Raw genomic sequence first — 20,000 nt, forward strand, 5'->3', positions numbered from 1 at the left:
GATGCACATGAACACTTTCAGCAAAGTTTTGACCGGCACCCTTCTGGCCCTGAGCGTCGGCAGCGCTTTCGCCGACGGCATCGTGGAACACAACACCCAGGCGTTTCTCGATGCACTGAATGCCGGCACCGGCAAGCCACTGGAGCAACTGTCGCCCAAGGACGCCCGCGCGGTACTGGTCGGCGCCCAGGCAGGGGTGAAGCTGAGCTTGCCCAAGGCCGACGTCAGCGAGAAGACCATTGAGGTCGATGGCCAGCCGATCAGCCTGACCATCGTCCGGCCGGCCGGGGTCAAGGGTGAGTTGCCGGTGTTCATGTTCTTCCACGGCGGTGGCTGGGTATTGGGAGACTTCCCAACCCACGAACGGCTGGTTCGCGATCTGGTGGCCGGATCAGGTGCCGTCGCGGTGTTCGTCAACTACACACCCTCACCGGAAGCGCACTACCCGGTAGCGATCAACCAGGCCTACGCGGCCACGAAATGGGTGGCCGAACACGGCAAGCAGCTCAATGTCGACGGCAAGCGTCTGGCGGTGGTGGGCAACAGCGTGGGCGGCAACATGGCCGCTGTCGTGGCGCTGATGGCCAAGGACAAAGGTACCCCGGCGATCAAATTCCAGGCCTTGTTGTGGCCAGTGGCCGACGCCAGCTTCGAGACCGCATCCTATAAGCAGTTCGCCGAAGGACACTTCCTCACCCGCAACATGATGAAGTGGTTCTGGGACAACTACACCACCGATGCCGGGCAACGTAACGAGATTTATGCCTCGCCGCTGCGGGCAACCACTGCACAACTCAAGGGCCTGCCACCCGCGCTGGTACAGACTGCCGAGGCCGATGTCTTGCGGGATGAAGGTGAAGCCTACGCCCGCAAACTGGACGCCGCTGGCGTGCCGGTCACGGCGGTGCGCTACAACGGCATGATTCACGATTATGGTTTGCTCAATGTGGTGAGCCAGGTGCCAGCGGTGCGTTCGGCTATGTTGCAGGTGTCCGAAGAACTGAAACAACATCTGAAGTGACTTGTGGCGCAACCTTGTGGGAGCAAGGCTTGCCCGCGATGAACACAGCGCGGAACCGAGGCGTCTGGATCGCGAGCAAGCTTTGCTCCCACAGGGCAGGATTAAATCCCCTCGCCACAGTCTCCATCCCGCCCTCTGTCTGAACATGATCCGCAGGCATGAAAAAGCCCGACTCAATGGTCGGGCTTTTTCATACACAAGACTTCGCTTATTTAGCGCGGCCTTTGTAGGAACCGCCTTCGCGGGTATCGATCTCGATCATGTCGCCGATTTCGATGAAGTCAGCGACCGACAGTTCGGTACCGTTCTTCAGTTTGGCAGGCTTCATGACCTTGCCGGAAGTGTCACCGCGAGCGGAACCTTCGGTGTAGTCAACCTGACGCACGATGGTGGTCGGCAGTTCTACGGAGACCAGACGCTCTTCGAAGAACACGGCTTCGCAGACGTCGGTCATGCCTTCTTCGATGAACGGCAGAACGCTTTCGATGTCTTCGGCGTTCAGCTCGTACATGGTGTAGTCAGTGGTGTCCATGAACGTGTAGGTGTCGCCGCTGATGAAGGACAGGGTCGCTTCTTTACGGTCGAGGATCACGTCGTCCAGTTTGTCATCGGCGCTGTAGACGATCTCGGTTTTGTAACCGGTCAGCAGGTTCTTCAGCTTGGTCTTCATGATCGCGCTGTTACGACCCGACTTGGTGAACTCAGCTTTCTGAACCAGCCAAGGATCGTTTTCGAGACGGATCACGGTCCCGGGTTTCAGTTCTTTACCAGTTTTCATTGCGAATATCCGAATTTGGATGGGATTTACAAAAATCTAGGCCGCGTATCATATCCAATTTACATAAAACTTCACCAGCGCTGCGGCAAGATCGGGTCGCGAGGCCTGTTCCAGACACCATGCCTGGGCATGTTCGAGCAGTTCCTGTTGCTGTTGGTCGACCATTTTCCAGTGTTCGGCCATGTCCTGGCCGGCATTCCAGGATCGCCAGAGACCGCTGATCGCTTTTTCAGCCGGCTGCGAAAGACCGTGGGTGTACAGCCGGAGAAAGGCCTCGAGCTTTTCCAGATGAACGTCTTCTTCCTGTTGGTAGATATGCCAGAGCAGCGGCCGCCCCGCCCATTGGGCGCGCACGAAGGAGTCTTCACCCCGCACGGCGTTGAAATCGCAGCACCATAACAGTTGATCGTACTGATCCTGGCGGACGAACGGCAGCACCTGCACCGTCAGGGCACCCCGTTGGTGTACCGCCCCGGCCTTCAGGCCATCGATGCCCAGCCAACGCTGGACATCGCCAAGGACCCGCCCTTCGGGAATCAGCACATGCGAGGCGCGGGAATCGGCCACCATGGCATCGAACCAACTGGCAAGCCCGGCGTTTTCGTAGGCAAACAGCGAGATCAGACGCGATCCCGGCGTCCGATGGACTCCCAGCGCCTCCAGGAAAAGCCGTTGCGCCTGGGCATCCTGCTGAAATTGCCGACGCCGCTCCAGCAGGCCGGCTTCACGCAGCAGCCCGCCCGTTCCCTCCCGAAACCCCGGAAAAAAGAAATATTTCTGCACGTGCCTGTATTTGACCGACGGTAATCCGTGGCAGCCGATCACCCAATCCTCCGCACTCAGATAATCGAGGTTCATCCACAACGGCGGGGTCTGACGCTCGGCCATCGCGTCCATGTAGGCACTCGGCAACTGGCAGGCAAACGCGGCGATCACCACATCGGCGGCGTCGGTGGACGGCCAGGCCTCAGGCCAATGACACACTTGCACACCCTGCTGCCATTGCTCGCCAAGCGTGATGTCGATTTGCGGACACAATCGTTCGAAGGCCCGCAGGTCATCGACCCATAACCGCACCGCACATTGATGCTCGGCCACCAATTGCCGAGCCAGGCGCCAAGTGACGCCAATGTCGCCAAAGTTATCGACGACGGTGCAAAAAATATCCCAACGCACGGTCATTCCCGACTCCCTGTGGCAAAGGCCCGATTGTCCCGCATTAAACCGATGATGCAGAAGAGCCGACGGCGATTAATCTTCATGCGACAATCGCCGCCTATCACCTGTTCATTGCCAGGAAGCAGCCATGTCCGATCACCCACCAGCGCCACGCCTTAGCGCCTTGCAATTGACCGTCAGCATTGCCCTGGGCCTGTGGCTGGGGTTCCTCGCCATCGTGTTGACCGGTTGGCTGCTGTCCAGATTCCTGTTCAACGAACAACTGGCTCCAGTGGCCGCGGCCGTGCAGCAACTGGGGCAACCGCCTGCGGAGCAACCGGCCCCGGAACCGCCAACCCCCATGTTCGAGCAATACCAGCAAAACCTGCAGCGAAACGAACAACGACAGGCTCTTGATCAAGCCCGCAGCGATCCTCGCAACCTGTCCAACCCCAAGTGCCAGTTCTGGCTGCAACAGGACCAGAATGCGCCCAGTGAAAAGAGCCGTGCCAACGTTTTGCAGTTTTGCGATTGATCATGAACAAACAGATCGTCCACCAACTGATTCTCGACAAACTCAAAATTGACCTCGATGTCGCCGAGCGCGCCGCGCAGACGGCCTACGAAACCGCGACCCACGAGGAAAACATCGCCGAGAACAAATACGACACCCTGGGTCTTGAAGCGTCCTATCTGGCCGCCGGGCAAGCCAGGCGTGTCGAAGAAATCCGCCAGGCCCTCGCCCTCTGCCAGAACCTGATACTCAGGCCATACGACGAACAGCGCGGCATTCAGATTGGCACGTTGATCGGGCTGGCAGATGAGGATGATCGCCAGCAATGGCTGTTTCTGGGGCCGGATGCAGCGGGGTTGAAAGTGTCGCTGGTGGGCCAGCCGATCACCGTCATCACCCCTCGCTCGCCGTTGGGACGAAGCCTGCTGGGCAAATTCGAAGGGGATGAAGTAGAGATCGTCGTCGCAGGCGCCCGGCAACAGTTCGCTGTTACCGAGGCGATCTAGCACTCACTGTTCAGTGCACCGGTAATTCCACACCGTCGAACAGCTCTTCGAGTTCCTGCTTGTTGTGGCACTGGATGGCCTTGGCCATGACGTCCCGGGTCAGGTGTGGCGCGAATTTTTCGATGAAGTCGCACATGAAGCCACGCAGGAAGGTGCCGCGCCGGAAACCGATCTTGGTCACGCTGGACTCGAACAACTCGCTGGCATCCAGCGCCACCAGGTCGCCATCCAGCTTGGTATCGACGGCCATTTTCGCCACGATGCCCACACCCAGGCCAAGGCGTACATAGGTTTTGATGACGTCGGCGTCGGCGGCGGTGAACACCACTTTCGGGGTCAGGCCGCGATGGCTGAAGGCTTCGTCGAGTTTCGAACGGCCGGTGAAACCGAACACATAAGTCACGATGGGGTATTCAGCCAGGGCTTCGAGCGTCAGCTTCGGCAGCTTGGTCAGCGGATGGCCCTGAGGCACGACCACGCAGCGGTTCCAGCGGTAGCACGGCATCATCACCAGGTCGCCGAACAGTTCCAGGGCCTCGGTGGCGATGGCGAAATCCACGGTGCCATCTGCGGCCATTTCGGCGATCTGCATCGGTGAGCCCTGGTGCATGTGCAGGGCCACGTCCGGGTATTGCTTGATGAAATTGCTGATCACCGGCGGCAGTGCATAACGGGCCTGGGTGTGGGTGGTGGCAATCGACAGGGTGCCTTTTTTCTCGTTGGAAAATTCCTGGGCAATCTGCTTGATGCTTTCGACCTTGCGCAGGATCTCCCCGGCCGTGGTGATGATGCGCTCACCGGCCGGGGTCACGCGGGTCAGGTGCTTGCCGCTGCGGGCGAACACTTCAACACCCAGCTCATCCTCCAACAGGCGGATCTGCTTGCTGATGCCAGGTTGCGACGTGTAGAGGCTTTGGGCAGTAGCGGAAACGTTGAGGTCGTGGTGCGCCACTTCCCAGATGTAGCGCAGTTGTTGAAGCTTCATATGTATCCCTCAAAGCAGTTGGACGCCACGGGCATCAGCGACGGTATATAACTATATGAATGGTTGTATTAATTAATCTAGAACTTTTTATAAAAAAGCCACTACTTTGCCTCAAGCCTCCCCCTGACGTCGCCGCTGCACCAGCGGCACCAGGTAGACCGGTACCCGGGATAACTGCAATACCCGCGCAGCGGTCCTGCCCAGCGGCGTTTCGCCGCTCGCCCCTTGGCAGTGACTGCCTACGATCAGCAAATCGACAGAGAGTTTCGCAGCCTGTTCGAGAATGACCTGGGATGGATCGCCCTGAAAAACCCGGACCGACTTGATCAACTTCAAGTCCTGCTGCCCCTCCCCCAACTCTTCGCGAAAGCTGTCGAGCACCCGCTGCTCAATGTTGGCCATCACCGTATTCAGACCCTGGCGATGAAATTCGTTCAGCGCTTGCTCATCGAGATAACTTTGCAACACCGACTCCGCGAACAGCCCCATCGGCTCTACCGCGTGCACCACATACAACTCGGCTTCGAACGTCCGTGCCAACGCCAAGGCATGCTGCATCACATAAGGGGCGTAAAGTCCCAGGTCTGTGGCGTACAGCATCGAACGAATCATGTGACCTCCTCGCGTGCCAGAATGGCGGAGATGGATTCAGCTTAGCAGCGCCTTGAGCAGTGCGACGTCCAGCGTAACGCCCTAAACAACGGGCAGTCAGAGCTTCACTTCATTGCTGATGCCGTGAGGCACATGACCCGTGGCGACCACCTCGCGAGCCAGTTCGCAGTGGCCGGTCTGGTCGTCGAAAAAGACGTCGGCGGCGAAGGCTTCGAGAAACGCCGATTTGGTCAGGCCGCCGAGAAACAGCGACTCATCCAGACGAATATCCCATTCGCGCAACGTCCGGATGACGCGCTCGTGGGCCGGTGCCGAACGCGCAGTGACCAGCGCCGTGCGAATCGGACAGGCGTCTTCGGGGAACTCGCGTTGCAGTGCATTGAGCGCCGCCAGAAAGCCCTTGAACGGCCCGCCTCGCAGCGGCTCTCGGGCGGCCTGCCGCTCGCTGGCCTGGAACGCCGCCAGGCCGCCGCTCTGATAGACACGCTCGGATTCGTCGGAAAACAGCACCGCATCGCCGTCGAAAGCGATGCGCAGTTCCTCACTGGCGGCGCGGCTGGCACCGCCCGACAGAATGGTCGCTGCGGCAAATCCGGCGTCCAGGGCGCTGCGCACATCTTCAGCGTGGGTGGACAGAAAAAGATCACAGCCGAATGCCTTCAGATAAGGGTAAGGGCTGCGTCCGCCGACGAACGCCGCGCGGGAAATCGCCAGCCCATAATGATGAATCGAGTTGAACACCCGCAGGCCAGTGTCGGCGCTATTGCGCGAAACCAGAACCACCTCGACCCGCGCACGCCCCAGATGCGCGTTGAGGCTCAGCAGCTTTTGTACGAGCGCGAAGGCGTCACCGGGTTCGAGGACTTCGTCCTCGTGCTCAATCTGATATTGCCGGTAAGCCTCGACGCCGCCCGACAGATACACCTTATGGCTTTCACTCAGGTCGAACAGCGCACGCGACGAAATCGCCAGCACCAGTTTGTCATCGATGTTGTTTGCCATGTCGCTCCCCTTTCGCCTGATCAGCGGTTTCGTCGGTCCATAAATGCCAACGCCTGATACAAGGCTTGGATTTTCGGCAGCTCACAACCGGCGCTTTTCGCCGCTGCCAATGGTCGGCTGTAAATAGCTTCCAGCTCCAGCGCACGCTGGTGGGAATAATCGTGATACATGCTCGGCCAGTAGTCGGGCATCTTTTCGGTCATCGCGAACAGATACTCGGCGTAACCCGGCGCAACGTGGTGACCACACGCTTGAGCGCCTTGCACCACCTCCGCCATCAAAGCCTGGATCAATCCTCGGCTGTCACTGTCGGCCATCAACGGCGTGGTACTGGCGCCTAACAGAACCGAAAGGCCGTTGTAGGGCACGTTCCACACCAGTTTCTGCCAGCGCGCCTGCCGCAGGTCGGGCATGGCTTGGGAATCCAGGCCGGCGGCACGGAACAGCCCGGCCCCCTGCTCGACAATCGCCATGCGTTGCGCCTGATCGTGGCAAGGACCGCTGTGGTAACCGATGTTGACTGCACCGAGGGCCTGGTGAGCGATGACGCCGGGACCGACGCGATGTACGCAAATCAGACACAATCCGCCCAGCAGATGCAGCGAATCGGGCAGCAACGGTCGAAGGTCGTCTTCCACATCAAGGCCATTTTGTAGCAACAGGACCTTGGCCCCATCAGCGGCAGCTTGAATGATGGCCGGGGCCAGGTCGGCATTGCTGGTGGTCTTGGCACCGACCAGCAGCCAGTCGCAGGGTGGCATATCGGCTGCCGAGCGATAGGCCTGGACGGGGTCGAGGGCCAGCGCGCCATGAACCGCGCTGTCGATTCGCAAACCGGCTTCGGCCACCGCGGCAAATTCGCTGCGCAGTAAAAAATGCACGTCAAAACCGGCGCGCGCCAGCATCACGCCATAAAACCCGCCAATCGCCCCGGTGCCGATCATTCCGATCCGCGGTTTAACGCCTGCCTGCATCGTTGCAACTCTCCTGGTAAAAAGCCCCTGCGCATCATTACACAGCCTGGTTCTGTAAGAGCTGGCGAAGCCTGCGATCTTTTACTCTTTCGCACTCGACTCACTCGGCTGTGGAAAGATCGCAGCCTCGCTTCGCTCGCCAGCGCCTACGGGTCCAATAGGAGCAAGCGCCCTTGCCACAATTAAACCGGGCCCTGCCCATTGTCGAGCAACCTCGTAACGCGCTAAGGTTCCGCTCCCCGACGCGCTTAAATCCGCTGTGCACCGCCGCGCGGGGATCGCTGGCGGCCGGCACCCGTGACCTGACGAGTAACACGATGGCTGATTTACCGATCAATGACCTTAACGTCGCCTCCAACGAGACCCTCATCACGCCTGACCAGCTCAAGCGCGATATCCCCCTGAGCGACGCTGCACTGCGCACCGTGACCAAGGGCCGGGAAGTCATTCGCAATATTCTCGACGGCACCGACCATCGCCTGTTCGTGGTCATCGGGCCCTGCTCGATCCATGACATCAAGGCCGCCCACGAATATGCCGAGCGCCTGAAAGTGCTGGCGGCAGAAGTCTCCGACACCCTGTACCTGGTGATGCGGGTGTATTTCGAAAAGCCGCGCACCACCGTCGGCTGGAAAGGCCTGATCAACGATCCGTACCTGGACGACTCCTTCAAGATCCAGGATGGCCTGCACATAGGTCGCCAATTGCTGCTGGACCTGGCCGAAATGGGCCTGCCCACCGCCACCGAAGCCCTGGACCCGATCTCCCCGCAGTACTTGCAGGACCTGATCAGTTGGTCGGCCATCGGTGCGCGGACCACCGAATCCCAGACTCACCGTGAAATGGCCTCGGGCCTGTCCTCGGCCGTGGGTTTCAAGAACGGCACCGACGGCGGTCTCACCGTGGCGATCAACGCCTTGCAGTCGGTTTCCAGTCCTCACCGTTTCCTGGGCATCAACCAGGAGGGTGGCGTGTCGATCGTCACCACCAAGGGCAACGCTTATGGTCACGTGGTGCTGCGCGGTGGCAACGGCAAACCGAACTACGATTCGGTCAGCGTCGCGCTGTGTGAGCAGGCACTGAACAAGGCCAAGATCAAACCGAACATCATGGTCGATTGCAGCCACGCCAACTCCAACAAGGATCCGGCGCTGCAACCGCTGGTGATGGAGAACGTCGCCAACCAGATTCTGGAAGGCAACCAGTCGATCATTGGCCTGATGGTCGAAAGCCATTTGAACTGGGGCTGCCAGGCGATCCCCAAGGATCTGGCGGACTTGCAGTACGGGGTGTCCATCACCGATGCCTGCATCGACTGGAGCGCCACCGAGAACACCCTGCGCAGCATGCATGCCAAGCTCAAGGATGTGTTGCCTAAACGTCAGCGTGGTTGAAAAAAAGATCGCAGCCTCGTTGCACTCGACAGCTCCTACACAGCTCCTACACAACGCCTATACATATTTGGAGCGGGGATGTAGGAACTGGCGAAGCCTGCGATCTTTTACTTTCTTCAAGGCATAAAAAAACGCCGGGCTCATCAGCCCGGCGTTTTTTTTGGAGAATTCATCGTGTCAGAGCTTGGCCGCGTGGCGCTGGTGACGCTCCATGTAGCGCTCCACGTAGGAGCAGGACGGGATCACCGTGTAGCCCATTTCGTCGGCGTACTGCAGCGCCCTTTCGGTCAACGCCGCCGCAATGCCACGACCGCGCAAGGCGTTGGGCACGAAGGTGCGATAGATATCCAGGGTCTGCTTGCCCAGGTCCATATAAGTCAGATAGGCACGATGACCGTCCACATTGGTCTCGAACTGATGACCAGCCTGGTCATGGTGGATGGACAACGCCTCGCTCATCACTACTCCTCGCGGGTCTGAATGCTGACCCCTACCTTACCGATGTTTTTCCGGCGAAGGAACATCTACGCCACCCCGTGCCTGTCTGGTCACCGAGCGCCAACACCCACCGCTCAACCCCGAGCACGTCGTGAATAGTAGGCACCAATGACGCAAATGCTCAAGGCACGCCCGTCAATGGGGGTAAAACCCGGTCGGGTTTATCGATTGAGCGCCACCGTCGTGCGCTAGTCGGCCAAGGCGCAATAGCTGAACATCGCCAGTTGTTGAGTCGTGAGACGAGCGCCGGTTATTAAAGTCACCGTCAACACCAATAAAGATACCCGCCCCACTGAGCAAAAAACGCTCAAAAGTGTAGGCTAATCAATAAACAACGACGTTAACGGGTTGGGGAAAAGTTCTCCTGCACACGGAACTTTTTCTCAACGACGCGCTCAATCCAGGCGCGTGAGGCTGTATATTTTTCAAACAACACCCTGAAAAGTTGCTCGAAAAAGAATCACCGCCTACAATTTTTTTGCTTCTTGCGCTACGTCAGTTTACTTACTACAAGTAATGGGTAGTATGTACGCCGGCTAACTCCTCGCTGTGAGGAGACAGTCACTTAATAGAAAGTCCTTGAAGGGGAACACGATGAACAACGTTCTGAAATTCTCTGCTCTGGCCCTGGCCGCAGTTCTGGCTACCGGTTGCAGCAGCGCATCGAAAGAAACCGAAGCACGTCTGACTGCTACCGAAGACGCAGCAGCTCGCGCCCAAGCTCGTGCAGACGAAGCTTACCGTAAAGCTGATGAAGCTCTGGCTGCTGCTCAAAAAGCACAGCAGACTGCTGACGAAGCTAACGAGCGTGCTCTGCGTATGCTGGAAAAAGCTAGCCGCAAGTAATAGTCCCCCGGGATTGTTATCGAGCCGACCCATTTTTTGGGTCGGCTTTTTTATTGCCTGGCGTTTCACCAGGCAATAAAAAACCCGCCGACATCGCGAAACGCCGGCGGGTCTTTGTGGCAGCTTTTACTGTTGCAGATCGATCGGTGCGCTCGAGACCATGGGCGTCGAAGTATTCGGAACGGCGATCTCGACCGGCAGACCGTCTTCGGCAGCCACCACGTCACGCACCACATCCCAGTCCATGCGCAGGTTGCTGGTGATGTCCTCACGCTTGAGCATCGTGTTGATCACTGCGGTGTGCTTGTCCACCACCGATGGGTTGCCGTTGTCGTCCAGCGGCGTGTGGGCTTCCAGATAAACCTTGCCGCCGCTCACACCCAGCTTGTAGGGATCGTTGATGATCCGCACCGAGGTGCCCACCGGCACCATGCCGGCCATCTCCAGTACGTTGTTGTTGAACATGCGGAAACAGCCGTGGCTGGTGCGCATGCCAATGCCGAACTTCTTGTTCGAACCGTGGATCAGGTAACCCGGGGTGCCCAGGGTGAACTTGAACGGGCCCAAGGGATTATCGGGACCGGCCGGCACCACGTTCGGCAACGGATCGCCGTCAGCGGCATGCTCAGCCTTGATCGAGGCCGGCGGGGTCCAGGTCGGGTTCGGGGTCTTGGCAATGATGCTGGTGTGAGCGATCGGCGAGCCCCAACCTTCCCGACCAATGCCCAGCGGGAAGGTGTAAACCACGTTCCGGCCTTTGGGGAAGTAGTAGAGACGGTACTCGGCGAGGTTGATCACGATGCCTTCGCGCGGGCCAGGCGGCAGGATGAAACGGGTCGGCAGCACAATTTCGGTGCCCGCGCCCGGCAACCAGGGATCGACGCCCGGGTTGGCGGCAACCATCTCGGTGTAGCCCAGGTCGTAGGCGGTGCCCAGGTCGGCGAAGGTATCTTCGTATTTGGCCTTGATGACCTGCACCTGGCCGACGATGTCTTCGCCTGGCGGTGGCAAAGGCAGCTCCAGAGCCGCGACGGGACCAGCCATACACAGGGCGGCAAGAGACAGGCAGCGGGTGACGGCAGGCAAGCGCAGCAACATCCGGGAAATCCTTTGCAGGTCGAACAGAGGGTATGAAGACTGTGATTGTACACCGCCCCCCGTTCTTTCGGGGAGAGCGGCAATGAGGCGTCCGATGCGTAGCAGTTCTGGGGGCTATGCAGCCAGGATGGGGGTACTGCAAATCCTTGTGGGAACGGGCTTGCTCGCGAATGCAGCGTGTCAGTCGACGTCTATGTGCCTGATACACCGCCTTCGCGAGCAAGCCCGCTCCCACAAAGGGCACGCCGGGAAGCTGGGAATTACAGTTCGAACCGCAGTTCCGGCCAGATCGGTGAGGTGCCCCGCTTCTGGGACTCCAGGATCGCCCGGCACAATGAACACAGGCGATGGTCCTGGAAGATCTTGCGATCAACAGCCGACCAGCGCGGCTGGGCCGGCAGCAGGCTGCCGCACAGGGTCCGGTCGGCCGAGCCACCGAGCTCCAGTTGCCGGGTCACCAGATGCACCCGCACTTCCTGGCAGGCGAACAGGTCCAGCTGTTCGTCAGGCTCGATCAGTTGGTAGGCAAACAGGGACCAGGCGGGACGCGGCATCGGGGGCTCCAAATCGGGGGCGCCACATTAGCCGAAAGACCGCCTGTAGAAAAGCGTCACAGCAGCGGTTTTAGCGTCGGCCAGACATTTTCCAGCAACTTGCCCTGGGCCGCGACGGACGGGTGCAAGCCATCGCCCTGCATCATCCCCGGAACACCACCAACGTCCTGAAGGAAAAATGGCACCAGCGGCACGTTTTTCTCTTCGGCCAGGGTGCTGTAGACCCGGGCGAAGGCATCGGTGTAGCGCTGCCCGTAGTTGGGTGGCAGTTGCATGCCCAGCAGCAGCACCTTGGCACCGCTGGCGCGGGAGCTGTCGATCATCGCCGCAAGGTTTTGTTGCAATTGCGTGGGAGGCTGTCCGCGCAAGCCATCATTGCCACCCAGTTCCAGGATCACCAGGTCCGGCTTATGGGCTGCAAGCAGCGCCGGCAGCCGCGCCTGGCCGCCTGCACTGGTGTCGCCACTGATAGAAGCATTGACCACTTTGTCGTCAAAACCTTCGGCCTTGAGCCGTTGTTCGAGCAAAGATACCCAGCCTTGCCGGGTATCCAGGCCGAAAGCGGCGCTGATACTATCGCCAACGATCAGGACTGTACCCGCCGCTGCGTTCTGGGCCATGCACATCAAGGCCAGGCCGGCACTCAAAAACCACACACGCATCGGATTCTCCATGGGCTCAAGCATTCTCACCGCGAAGGACCTTAGCAAAGTGGTTCCCAGCGCGGAAGGTGAACTGACTATCCTGCACCAACTCAGCCTGGAACTGAACACGGGCGACAGCCTGGCCATCGTCGGCGCATCCGGTTCCGGCAAATCCACCCTCCTGGGCCTGCTGGCTGGCCTTGATCTGCCCAGTAGCGGTGAAGTGACCCTTGCCGGTCAAGCCCTCAGCGTGCTGGATGAAGACCAGCGGGCCCGGATCCGCGCCGAGCATGTCGGCTTTGTCTTCCAGTCGTTCCAGTTGCTCGACAGCCTCAACGCTTTGGAAAACGTCATGTTGCCGCTGGAACTGGATGGACGTCAGGATGCCCGCGAACGCGCTACGGAATTGCTGCAGCGGGTCGGCCTGGGCCAGCGCCTGACTCACTCGCCCCGCCAGCTCTCCGGCGGCGAGCAGCAACGCGTGGCGATTGCCCGTGCCTTTGCGGCCGAACCGGACGTGTTGTTTGCCGATGAACCCACTGGCAACCTCGACAGCCACACCGGTGAGCGCATCAGCGATCTTCTGTTCGAATTGAACAAGGAAAGCGGTACGACCCTGGTGCTGGTCACCCATGACGAACGCCTGGCCCATCGTTGCCGGCGTCTGATTCGACTTGAAGCCGGCCAGATGGTCGCCCCCCTGGAGCCTTGATGGCACGCTTGCCGCTGTTGCGCCTGTTCAGTCTCGCTGTCCGTCAACTGCTGCGCGACGCCCGCGCCGGCGAGCTGCGGGTGTTGTTCTTCGCACTGCTGGTGGCGGTGGCGGCAAGTACCGCCATCGGCTATTTCGGCGCCCGTCTCAACGGCGCGATGATGATGCGCGCCACTGAATTCCTTGGCGCCGACCTGTTGCTCGAAGGCAGCTCGCCCGCCCGCCCCGAGCAGATTCGCGGCGGCACCGACCTGGGCCTCGAACATGCCCGGGTAGTGGAGTTTTCCAGCGTCGTGGCCACCGACAAGGGCATTCAGCTTTCCAGCGTCAAGGCCGTCGATGACATCTACCCGTTGCGCGGTGAACTGAAAAGCGCCCCTGCCCCGTTCGCCCCGGAAGAAACCGGTGGGCGCCCGAACCCTGGCGAGGCCTGGGTCGAAGCACGGTTGCTGACGGCACTGGACCTGAACATTGGCGACAGCATCGACGTCGGCAACCAGCCACTGCGCCTGAGCCGTGTCTTGACCTACGAACCAGATCGCGCCGGCAACTTCTATAGCCTCACGCCCCGGGTCATGATCAACCTCAAGGACCTGGACGCTACCGGCGTCGTGCAGCCCGGTAGCCGCGTCAGTTATCGCGACCTGTGGCGCGGTCCGGCGCCAGCACTGCAAACCTACCGCGACCTGATCAAGCCGGGCCTGGAGCCCAACCAGCGCCTGCAGGATGCACGCGATGGCAACCGGCAGATCGGTGGCGCCCTTGGCAAGGCCGAACGGTACCTGAACATGGCCAGCCTGGTGGCGGTGCTGCTGTCCGGCGTCGCCGTCGCCCTCTCGGCCAACCGCTTCGCCACCCGACGTTTTGATGCCAGCGCACTGCTGCGCTGCCTGGGGTTGTCACGCCGGGAAACCATGGTGCTGTTCAGCCTGCAATTGACCGTGCTGGGCCTGCTGGCCAGCCTCAGCGGTGCGCTGCTTGGCTGGGTCGCCCAACTGGGACTGTTTGCCCTGCTGCATGACCTGTTGCCTAGCACCGTCCCGCCGGGTGGCCTGCTGCCGGCCGTTGCCGGGATCGGCACCGGGATGGTGGCCTTGGCCGGCTTCGCCCTGCCGCCACTGGCCGCGCTGGGCCGGGTCCCCCCCTTGCGCGTTTTGCGCCGGGACATGCTGCCGATTCCTTCCAGCACCTGGGTGGTCTATGGGGCCGCCCTGGGAGCCCTTGGCCTGATCATGTGGCGTTTGAGCCTGGATCTGGTCCTGACCTTCGCCCTGCTGGGCGGCGGCGTGATTGCAGCGCTGGTGCTCGGCAGCCTGCTGTTGCTGCTGCTCCAGAGCCTGCGCAGGATGCTGGCCCGCGCCTCGTTACCCTGGCGGCTAGGCCTGGGCCAGTTGCTGCGCCACCCCTTGGCGGCGGCCGGCCAGGCGTTGGCATTCGGCTTGATTCTGTTGTCCATGGCGCTGATCGCCCTCTTGCGCGGCGAGTTGCTGGACACCTGGCAAAACCAGTTGCCGAAAAACGCCCCGAACTATTTCGCCCTGAACATTCTGCCCAACGACAAGCAGGCCTTCACCGACAAGCTGCTGGCGTTGTCGGCTCAATCGGCACCGCTCTACCCCGTGGTACCCGGACGCCTGATCAGTATCAACGGCGAGCCGGCCAAGGAGTTTGTCACCAAGGACTCGGCCGGTGACCGGGCGCTGCAGCGCGACCTGAGCCTGACCTGGGCTGCGGACCTGCCGGCGGGCAACGTCGTCACGGCCGGGAGCTGGTGGCCGCAGCAACCGCCGGACGATATTCCGGGCGTTTCGGTAGAAGGCAAGGTGGCCGAGAACCTCAAGATCCAGCTGGGGGACCGTCTGGTTTTCAACGTGGGCGGCGTCAATCGCGAGGCGAAGGTCACCAGCTTGCGAGAAATCAACTGGGACAACTTCCAGCCTAACTTTTTCATGATCTTCCAACCCGGCACGCTGAAGGATCTACCGGCCACCTATCTCACCAGCTTCTATCTGGCGGCTGGCCACGACCAGCAGATTGTCGACCTGTCCCGGGCCTTCCCGGCGGTGACGATCCTGCAAGTCGAAGCCCTGCTCGAGCAGTTGCGCAGCATCCTGGCCCAGGTCACCCTGGCCGTGGAGTATGTGTTGCTGTTTGTACTGGCTGCGGGAATGGCCGTGCTGTTCTCCGGCCTGCAAGCCACCCTCGATGAACGGATCCACCAGGGTGCGCTGCTCCGCGCCCTGGGTGCCGAACGAACCTTGTTGGTCAAGGCCCGGCGCATCGAGTTCGGGCTACTGGGAGCGGTCAGCGGCTTACTCGCGGCCCTGGGTTCGGAACTGGTGAGTCTGGTACTTTACCGTTACGCGTTCGACCTGCCCTGGCATCCGCACCCATGGTTGCTGGTACTGCCGCTGGTGGGAGCGTTATTGATCGGGGCAGCCGGTGTGTTCGGCACGCGTCGAGCGCTCAACGCGAGCCCGCTGACAGTCTTGCGCGAGGGTTGATAGACTCCCGGCTTCGCCACCACAAGAAGTTGCCATGAGCCGTTATCGCCCACCCCGCACCGCCGGCACTGCGCTGATCACCCCCGAGGGTGAGGCGCGGATGCGCGCCGAATTTCATGAGCTTTGGCATGTGCGCCGCCCTCAGGTGACCCAAGCGGTCAGCGAGGCAGCGGCCCAAGGGGATCGATCGGAAAATGCCGAGTACACCTACGGTAAAAAAATGCTGCGGGAAATCGACAGCCGCGTGCGTTTCCTCACCAAGCGCCTGGAAGCCCTCAAGGTGGTCAGTGAAAAACCCAGCGACCCGAACAAAGTGTATTTCGGCGCTTGGGTCACGGTTGAAGATGAGGACGGCAAAGCGTCTCGCTATCGCATCGTCGGCCCCGACGAACTGGACCTGAAAAAGAACCTCATCAGCATCGACTCGCCCTTGGCGCGGGCGTTGATCGGTAAAGCGCTGGATGCTGAGATCAAGGTTCAAACGCCCGCCGGGGAACAGCTTTTATATGTCACCCACATTGAATACCTATAAAAGCTTCACCCGCTGGGCCCTGACAAGGATTGCTCGCCTCAACGGCGAGTAATCAGCCCCTGCCGGGCCACGCGGGTCAATTGCCGGATCATTTCGGGGGCATCCGCCGCATTGGGCGACTGGATGACTGCCAGATCGAAGCTGTCGTTGGCAAAACGCGCCAATGACTCACCGTCTTCGACAAACTGAATAAGGAACGCCGCAGGCCCGTGGTTGCGTCGGGGCCAGCCGTCGAGATAGCGCAATAGCGTTGGCTGGTGAGTACCGCCGAGAAGGATTTTTGGATTGCGTTGCAGCAGGTTCGCCGTGATCGGCGCAAGACGTACAAGGGGGCTGGGTGCGTTCATCGTGTCGTGTCTCTGCCTCAAAAGTCTGCATGGCAGGTGAGAGGCAACACCGAACCAGCGCTTTAGCGGTATTTCGAAACCGTGGGTTACCGGCTTCTATCGGTGACTGAATGAGTCACCTGGCGCCCCGCAAGTAGCTGTTTAAATCGGCGCATGAGCGGCATCCTAGAGAAGCTGACCGGCCAGTGTCAAGAATCTGCGCGCACAAAAAAGGCCCGTTCCAGACGGGCCTTCAATGATTCAGGTGGGCAATCAGCGAGCGATGGCCTGGTCGACCGACAGCTTGCCCGCACCCTCGATCAGCACCGCAACGCTGCCTGCCAGCAAAGCCAGGGCAAACTCATAGCCGTTGTTGGCCATGAACAGACCGTTGCCAATGTGCACGGAGAAAATCGCCACCAGGGACAGGAAGGCCAGTCCCAACGCCGCTGGACGGGCCAGCAGGCCGATGATCAAGGCCAGCCCGGCGAAAAACTCGGTGCCGCCCGCCAGTGTCGCCATCAGGTAACCCGGCGTCAGGCCGATGCTTTCCATCCACTGCGCCGTTCCCGTCAGGCCGTAGCCACCAAACAGGCCGAAGAGTTTCTGTGCGCCGTGTGCAGCGAAGATGATCCCGACAACAATGCGCAAGACAGTCAGGCCATAGCCAGCTCGGGTAAACAGAACGTTGTTGATGAAAGTGCTCATGAGGTTCATTCCTTGGGATAAGTGGGTTGGCCGCTATATTAATCAACAAAATGCATGATAAAAGCGGAAAAAATCCGTGATACCAATCAGTTTACTCGATCATTTACGCACAACAACCTTTTGTTCCCTGGGTTCCAGCGACCTCCGTTCACGATCAAACGCCAGATAGTATTTGTTCACACTATTAACGTAGCTTACTGCGCCCATTCCCACCTGCTCCATGGCGATGCGTTCGACCTGGAAGAACCACTGATTGGGATTGAGCCCCCGCCGCCTGGCCTCGGCCCGCATGCCTTGGACCCGCTCAGGCCCCATGTTGTAGGCAGCCAGGACGAAAGCCATGCGCTCGCGCTCGTTGAGCTTGGGGCTGGCAAAAAACTTGCGGCGTATCAAGGCCAAGTATTTGGCGCCGGCCTGCACGTTGGCGTCCAGGTTCTGGATGTTGTGGACCCCGACCCGCCGGGCTGCCGACGGGGTAATCTGCATCAGACCGGTCGGGCCACTGCCGCTGCGGGCGTGGGGTTGCAGGGAGGATTCCTTGAAGGCCAACGCCGCCAGGTTAAGCCAATCCATACCCTGGGCCGTGGCATGTTTTTGCAGCACCGGGCGCAGTTTCTCAAGACGCTGGCGATTGGCACGGGCCAGCGGATAGTGAACCCGGTATAAGCGACGATAAATGCGCAGAAACGCGGCGTCCTGGTTGGAAGGTGCCTTATAGGTCGTCAGGAAGCGATCAATGTTCGCTCGCAGCATGGCGGCGTCACGGCGCACAAACCAATACTCGTCAGCCGGTTCGCCAATGAGCACCTGCCGGTCGAAACGCAGCTTGGGCAGGATTTTGCTCCAGCGTTCGGCGATGGGCTGCTCGACGATGGTCAGGTGGAAAATCCCGGCCTGAACCATTTCCAGCACATCCTCCACCGCCAGGGTCGGGTCGACCCACTCGATCTTCACCGGCGGTAATTTACGCAGCGCCAGCTTCTGGTTGATCTGCCCCAGGGCCTCCCCTGCGGCACTGCCGTTGGGCAGGGCCAGGGTTTTGCCCGACAGTTGCTCTACACGTGTGTAGCGTCGCTGGCCCTTGGCTCCCACCAGGAGCAACGGCACGTCGGTGCGAATCGGATCGCTGGCGCTGACCGCCTGCCCCGCCAGGGGCTCAAGCAACTCGCCGGGCGCGACCAGGTCGCCCTCTCCGCGCTGCAAGGCGCCCAGCAGTTGGTCCTTGGCCTTGGGAATGATCTTGAGGGTGATTTTCTGGTCATCCCGGGCATGGCCGTTGAGGTATTGCTCGAAGGCACGTAACCGATGGTATTCGACGCCAATGGGTTGCCCCTTGACCTCGCCAGAGCTGTTGCGGCTCTGGTTGACCAATACCCTCAGGACCCGGCTGCTGCGGATTTGCGCGAGGTCGCGCACCGTAGTCGGTGCTACCACCTGTACCGGTCCGGGCAGCCGCGCCTCGGCCGGCATCGGCAGCAACAGCGAACAACACAGCAGCAGCAACACTTGGGGACGTGTCATCCACTCTCCGAAAGGATACCGCCGCCCGCAGCCTTGAAATATCGAAGCTGGGGTCGACAGAAACAGAGCACCTGAGGCGCTGAAAAGTGCGAGAGACTGGCACAGTGCTGGCGTTTATACCAACCCGACCGGTCCGGCGGCCTCAACAGACAGCCTCAACTCGTTGTAGTTCTTGGCTTTTCTTATAAATCTACAGCTCTGATATGCTTTGCGGCCTTTGGGTCGAGGTAGCACCATGCAACTCATCGATATCGGCGTCAACCTGACCAACCCCAGTTTTGCCGACAAACACGAGGCTGTCCTTGAGCGCGCCTATGCAGCCGGTGTCTGCCAACTGGTCCTGACCGGTACCAGTGTCGAGGGCAGTGAGCAGGCGTTTGAGCTGTGCCAGCGCCTCGATGACACTGGGGAGCGGCTGTTTTCCACCGCCGGTATTCACCCTCACAGCGCCAGCGACTGGACCGCCGATAGCGCCCGGCATCTCAAAGACCTGCTGAAACAAGACCGCGTCCGCGCAGTGGGTGAATGCGGGCTGGATTTCAACCGGGATTTCTCCCCGCGCCCGCAGCAGGAAAAAGTCCTGGAAGAACACCTCGCCCTGGCGGTTGAACTGCAATTGCCGGTCTTCCTTCACGAACGTGATGCCGATCAGCGACTGCTGGAAATCCTGCGGGATTTTCGCGACCAATTGCCTGCGGCGGTGGTGCACTGCTTTACCGGTGAAAAAAAGGCCCTGTTCAATTATCTCGACCTGGACTTGCACATAGGCATCACAGGCTGGATCTGCGATGAGCGCCGAGGGACACATCTGCATCCCTTGGTGCGGGACATTCCCCGGGCGCGCTTGATGCTTGAAAGCGATGCACCGTACCTGTTGCCTCGCACGCTGCGCCCAAAACCCAAGAATGGTCGCAACGAACCGGCCTACCTGACGGAAACGTTGCGCGAAGTCGCCTTGCACCGGGGAGAAAGCCAGGAAGACCTGGCCGCCCATAGCACCGCCTGTGCCCGCGCATTTTTCGGCTTGCCCACCCTCTCCTGACCCAATGAAAACCTGTGGGAGCGGGCTTGCTCGCGAATGCGGTGGATCAGTCGCACATGTATGAACTGATC

At 60.3% G+C, this 20,000-nt stretch carries 22 protein-coding genes; 9 read left to right on the forward strand and 13 right to left on the reverse strand.

Going from position 1 to position 20,000, the window contains the following annotated elements:
• Positions 1 to 7 precede the first annotated feature (7 nt).
• Positions 8 to 1,021: an alpha/beta hydrolase gene (locus tag AAIS01_RS19035; RefSeq protein WP_343470222.1), complete on the forward strand. Its 1,014-nt coding sequence runs from the start codon at positions 8 to 10 to the stop codon at positions 1,019 to 1,021.
• A 208-nt stretch (positions 1,022 to 1,229) separates the two neighbouring features.
• Here the strand turns inward: AAIS01_RS19035 and AAIS01_RS19040 are convergent, their stop codons facing one another.
• Both AAIS01_RS19040 and earP read right to left on the reverse strand, forming a co-directional pair.
• A complete protein-coding gene (locus AAIS01_RS19040; RefSeq protein WP_003199385.1) occupies positions 1,230 to 1,799 on the reverse strand; it encodes an elongation factor P in 570 nt (189 codons plus the stop codon).
• 48 nt (positions 1,800 to 1,847) lie between these two features.
• A complete protein-coding gene (earP, locus tag AAIS01_RS19045; RefSeq protein WP_343470224.1) occupies positions 1,848 to 2,981 on the reverse strand; it encodes an elongation factor P maturation arginine rhamnosyltransferase EarP in 1,134 nt (377 codons plus the stop codon).
• A gap of 124 nt (positions 2,982 to 3,105) precedes the next feature.
• Between earP and AAIS01_RS19050 the strand changes: the two genes are divergently transcribed.
• Together AAIS01_RS19050 and AAIS01_RS19055 are read left to right on the forward strand one after the other, a co-directional pair.
• Positions 3,106 to 3,492 (forward strand): hypothetical protein, encoded by a 387-nt coding sequence (locus AAIS01_RS19050; RefSeq protein WP_343470225.1) that lies wholly within the window; start codon positions 3,106 to 3,108, stop codon positions 3,490 to 3,492.
• Between the two features lie 2 nt (positions 3,493 to 3,494).
• Positions 3,495 to 3,977 carry a GreA/GreB family elongation factor gene (locus AAIS01_RS19055; protein ID WP_092458925.1) on the forward strand — a complete coding sequence of 161 codons (483 nt, stop codon included), beginning with the start codon at positions 3,495 to 3,497 and terminating at the stop codon, positions 3,975 to 3,977.
• Between the two features lie 10 nt (positions 3,978 to 3,987).
• Here the strand turns inward: AAIS01_RS19055 and cysB are convergent, their stop codons facing one another.
• From cysB to AAIS01_RS19075, 4 genes are all read right to left on the reverse strand, one after another.
• Complete coding sequence (gene cysB, locus AAIS01_RS19060) at positions 3,988 to 4,962, reverse strand: HTH-type transcriptional regulator CysB (protein ID WP_343470226.1); 975 nt, start codon at positions 4,960 to 4,962, stop codon at positions 3,988 to 3,990.
• Positions 4,963 to 5,073: 111 nt separating this feature from the next.
• A complete protein-coding gene (locus AAIS01_RS19065; protein WP_092397725.1) occupies positions 5,074 to 5,574 on the reverse strand; it encodes a universal stress protein in 501 nt (166 codons plus the stop codon).
• A gap of 96 nt (positions 5,575 to 5,670) precedes the next feature.
• Positions 5,671 to 6,576, reverse strand: coding sequence for a 5'-nucleotidase (locus AAIS01_RS19070; RefSeq protein WP_092458923.1), 906 nt, complete (start codon positions 6,574 to 6,576; stop codon positions 5,671 to 5,673).
• A gap of 20 nt (positions 6,577 to 6,596) precedes the next feature.
• A complete protein-coding gene (locus AAIS01_RS19075; protein ID WP_343470227.1) occupies positions 6,597 to 7,550 on the reverse strand; it encodes a putative 2-dehydropantoate 2-reductase in 954 nt (317 codons plus the stop codon).
• Between the two features lie 317 nt (positions 7,551 to 7,867).
• Here AAIS01_RS19075 and AAIS01_RS19080 point away from each other — a divergent pair, with 317 nt between their 5' ends.
• Positions 7,868 to 8,944, forward strand: coding sequence for a 3-deoxy-7-phosphoheptulonate synthase (locus AAIS01_RS19080; RefSeq protein ID WP_003199364.1), 1,077 nt, complete (start codon positions 7,868 to 7,870; stop codon positions 8,942 to 8,944).
• A 177-nt stretch (positions 8,945 to 9,121) separates the two neighbouring features.
• On the opposite strand, the gene AAIS01_RS19085 is transcribed toward AAIS01_RS19080, so the two are convergent.
• Entirely contained in the window at positions 9,122 to 9,403 is a 282-nt protein-coding gene (locus AAIS01_RS19085; protein WP_047226353.1) for a GNAT family N-acetyltransferase, read from the reverse strand.
• Between the two features lie 633 nt (positions 9,404 to 10,036).
• Between AAIS01_RS19085 and oprI the strand changes: the two genes are divergently transcribed.
• A complete protein-coding gene (oprI, locus tag AAIS01_RS19090) occupies positions 10,037 to 10,288 on the forward strand; it encodes an outer membrane lipoprotei OprI (protein WP_011335311.1) in 252 nt (83 codons plus the stop codon).
• A 126-nt stretch (positions 10,289 to 10,414) separates the two neighbouring features.
• On the opposite strand, the gene AAIS01_RS19095 is transcribed toward oprI, so the two are convergent.
• The 3 genes from AAIS01_RS19095 to AAIS01_RS19105 form a co-directional block, all read right to left on the reverse strand.
• Positions 10,415 to 11,386, reverse strand: a complete 972-nt coding sequence (locus AAIS01_RS19095) for a L,D-transpeptidase family protein (protein WP_343470228.1) — start codon at positions 11,384 to 11,386, stop codon at positions 10,415 to 10,417.
• 260 nt (positions 11,387 to 11,646) lie between these two features.
• Positions 11,647 to 11,940: a hypothetical protein gene (locus AAIS01_RS19100; RefSeq protein WP_047226351.1), complete on the reverse strand. Its 294-nt coding sequence runs from the start codon at positions 11,938 to 11,940 to the stop codon at positions 11,647 to 11,649.
• Positions 11,941 to 11,996: 56 nt separating this feature from the next.
• Positions 11,997 to 12,602: an arylesterase gene (locus tag AAIS01_RS19105; RefSeq protein ID WP_047226350.1), complete on the reverse strand. Its 606-nt coding sequence runs from the start codon at positions 12,600 to 12,602 to the stop codon at positions 11,997 to 11,999.
• Positions 12,603 to 12,612: 10 nt separating this feature from the next.
• Between AAIS01_RS19105 and AAIS01_RS19110 the strand changes: the two genes are divergently transcribed.
• Genes AAIS01_RS19110 through greB form a run of 3 tightly spaced genes read left to right on the forward strand, consistent with a single transcriptional unit; the run spans position 12,613 to position 16,332 of the window.
• The gene (locus tag AAIS01_RS19110) at positions 12,613 to 13,296 is read left to right on the forward strand and encodes an ABC transporter ATP-binding protein (RefSeq protein ID WP_343470229.1); all 684 of its coding nucleotides are present in this window, start codon (positions 12,613 to 12,615) and stop codon (positions 13,294 to 13,296) included.
• A complete protein-coding gene (locus AAIS01_RS19115; RefSeq protein WP_343470230.1) occupies positions 13,296 to 15,800 on the forward strand; it encodes an ABC transporter permease in 2,505 nt (834 codons plus the stop codon). Before AAIS01_RS19110 ends, AAIS01_RS19115 begins: the two co-directional genes overlap by 1 nt.
• A 34-nt stretch (positions 15,801 to 15,834) precedes the next feature.
• Complete coding sequence (gene greB, locus AAIS01_RS19120; RefSeq protein WP_092458917.1) at positions 15,835 to 16,332, forward strand: transcription elongation factor GreB; 498 nt, start codon at positions 15,835 to 15,837, stop codon at positions 16,330 to 16,332.
• 38 nt (positions 16,333 to 16,370) lie between these two features.
• Here greB and AAIS01_RS19125 read toward each other — a convergent pair whose 3' ends face one another.
• From AAIS01_RS19125 to AAIS01_RS19135, 3 genes are all read right to left on the reverse strand, one after another.
• The gene (locus AAIS01_RS19125; RefSeq protein WP_214913031.1) at positions 16,371 to 16,679 is read right to left on the reverse strand and encodes a class I SAM-dependent methyltransferase; all 309 of its coding nucleotides are present in this window, start codon (positions 16,677 to 16,679) and stop codon (positions 16,371 to 16,373) included.
• A 252-nt stretch (positions 16,680 to 16,931) separates the two neighbouring features.
• Positions 16,932 to 17,366 (reverse strand): DoxX family protein, encoded by a 435-nt coding sequence (locus AAIS01_RS19130; protein WP_343470231.1) that lies wholly within the window; start codon positions 17,364 to 17,366, stop codon positions 16,932 to 16,934.
• Positions 17,367 to 17,465: 99 nt separating this feature from the next.
• The gene (locus tag AAIS01_RS19135; protein ID WP_343470232.1) at positions 17,466 to 18,887 is read right to left on the reverse strand and encodes an MltF family protein; all 1,422 of its coding nucleotides are present in this window, start codon (positions 18,885 to 18,887) and stop codon (positions 17,466 to 17,468) included.
• Positions 18,888 to 19,122: 235 nt separating this feature from the next.
• Between AAIS01_RS19135 and AAIS01_RS19140 the strand changes: the two genes are divergently transcribed.
• Positions 19,123 to 19,929 (forward strand): TatD family hydrolase, encoded by an 807-nt coding sequence (locus AAIS01_RS19140; RefSeq protein ID WP_343470233.1) that lies wholly within the window; start codon positions 19,123 to 19,125, stop codon positions 19,927 to 19,929.
• Positions 19,930 to 20,000: the final 71 nt, after the last annotated feature.

Origin of the sequence: Pseudomonas halotolerans (assembly GCF_039581215.1) — a bacterium.
Taxonomy (GTDB): Bacteria; Pseudomonadota; Gammaproteobacteria; order Pseudomonadales; family Pseudomonadaceae; genus Aquipseudomonas; species Aquipseudomonas tehranensis.

Excerpts from the sequence above, each read along its gene's own strand:
- AAIS01_RS19115 (WP_343470230.1), top strand. The coding sequence starts at position 13,296 with ATGGCACGCTTGCCGCTGTTGCGCCTGTTCAGTCTCGCTGTCCGTCAA.
- AAIS01_RS19070 (WP_092458923.1), bottom strand. The coding sequence starts at position 6,576 with ATGGCAAACAACATCGATGACAAACTGGTGCTGGCGATTTCGTCGCGT.
- AAIS01_RS19135 (WP_343470232.1), bottom strand. The coding sequence starts at position 18,887 with ATGACACGTCCCCAAGTGTTGCTGCTGCTGTGTTGTTCGCTGTTGCTG.
- AAIS01_RS19105 (WP_047226350.1), bottom strand. The coding sequence starts at position 12,602 with ATGCGTGTGTGGTTTTTGAGTGCCGGCCTGGCCTTGATGTGCATGGCC.
- AAIS01_RS19055 (WP_092458925.1), top strand. The coding sequence starts at position 3,495 with ATGAACAAACAGATCGTCCACCAACTGATTCTCGACAAACTCAAAATT.
- AAIS01_RS19095 (WP_343470228.1), bottom strand. The coding sequence starts at position 11,386 with ATGTTGCTGCGCTTGCCTGCCGTCACCCGCTGCCTGTCTCTTGCCGCC.
- earP (WP_343470224.1), bottom strand. The coding sequence starts at position 2,981 with ATGACCGTGCGTTGGGATATTTTTTGCACCGTCGTCGATAACTTTGGC.
- AAIS01_RS19075 (WP_343470227.1), bottom strand. The coding sequence starts at position 7,550 with ATGCAGGCAGGCGTTAAACCGCGGATCGGAATGATCGGCACCGGGGCG.
- AAIS01_RS19110 (WP_343470229.1), top strand. The coding sequence starts at position 12,613 with ATGGGCTCAAGCATTCTCACCGCGAAGGACCTTAGCAAAGTGGTTCCC.
- AAIS01_RS19140 (WP_343470233.1), top strand. The coding sequence starts at position 19,123 with ATGCAACTCATCGATATCGGCGTCAACCTGACCAACCCCAGTTTTGCC.
- AAIS01_RS19050 (WP_343470225.1), top strand. The coding sequence starts at position 3,106 with ATGTCCGATCACCCACCAGCGCCACGCCTTAGCGCCTTGCAATTGACC.
- cysB (WP_343470226.1), bottom strand. The coding sequence starts at position 4,962 with ATGAAGCTTCAACAACTGCGCTACATCTGGGAAGTGGCGCACCACGAC.
- AAIS01_RS19040 (WP_003199385.1), bottom strand. The coding sequence starts at position 1,799 with ATGAAAACTGGTAAAGAACTGAAACCCGGGACCGTGATCCGTCTCGAA.
- AAIS01_RS19085 (WP_047226353.1), bottom strand. The coding sequence starts at position 9,403 with ATGAGCGAGGCGTTGTCCATCCACCATGACCAGGCTGGTCATCAGTTC.
- AAIS01_RS19130 (WP_343470231.1), bottom strand. The coding sequence starts at position 17,366 with ATGAGCACTTTCATCAACAACGTTCTGTTTACCCGAGCTGGCTATGGC.
- AAIS01_RS19065 (WP_092397725.1), bottom strand. The coding sequence starts at position 5,574 with ATGATTCGTTCGATGCTGTACGCCACAGACCTGGGACTTTACGCCCCT.
- greB (WP_092458917.1), top strand. The coding sequence starts at position 15,835 with ATGAGCCGTTATCGCCCACCCCGCACCGCCGGCACTGCGCTGATCACC.
- AAIS01_RS19080 (WP_003199364.1), top strand. The coding sequence starts at position 7,868 with ATGGCTGATTTACCGATCAATGACCTTAACGTCGCCTCCAACGAGACC.
- AAIS01_RS19125 (WP_214913031.1), bottom strand. The coding sequence starts at position 16,679 with ATGAACGCACCCAGCCCCCTTGTACGTCTTGCGCCGATCACGGCGAAC.
- oprI (WP_011335311.1), top strand. The coding sequence starts at position 10,037 with ATGAACAACGTTCTGAAATTCTCTGCTCTGGCCCTGGCCGCAGTTCTG.
- AAIS01_RS19035 (WP_343470222.1), top strand. The coding sequence starts at position 8 with ATGAACACTTTCAGCAAAGTTTTGACCGGCACCCTTCTGGCCCTGAGC.
- AAIS01_RS19100 (WP_047226351.1), bottom strand. The coding sequence starts at position 11,940 with ATGCCGCGTCCCGCCTGGTCCCTGTTTGCCTACCAACTGATCGAGCCT.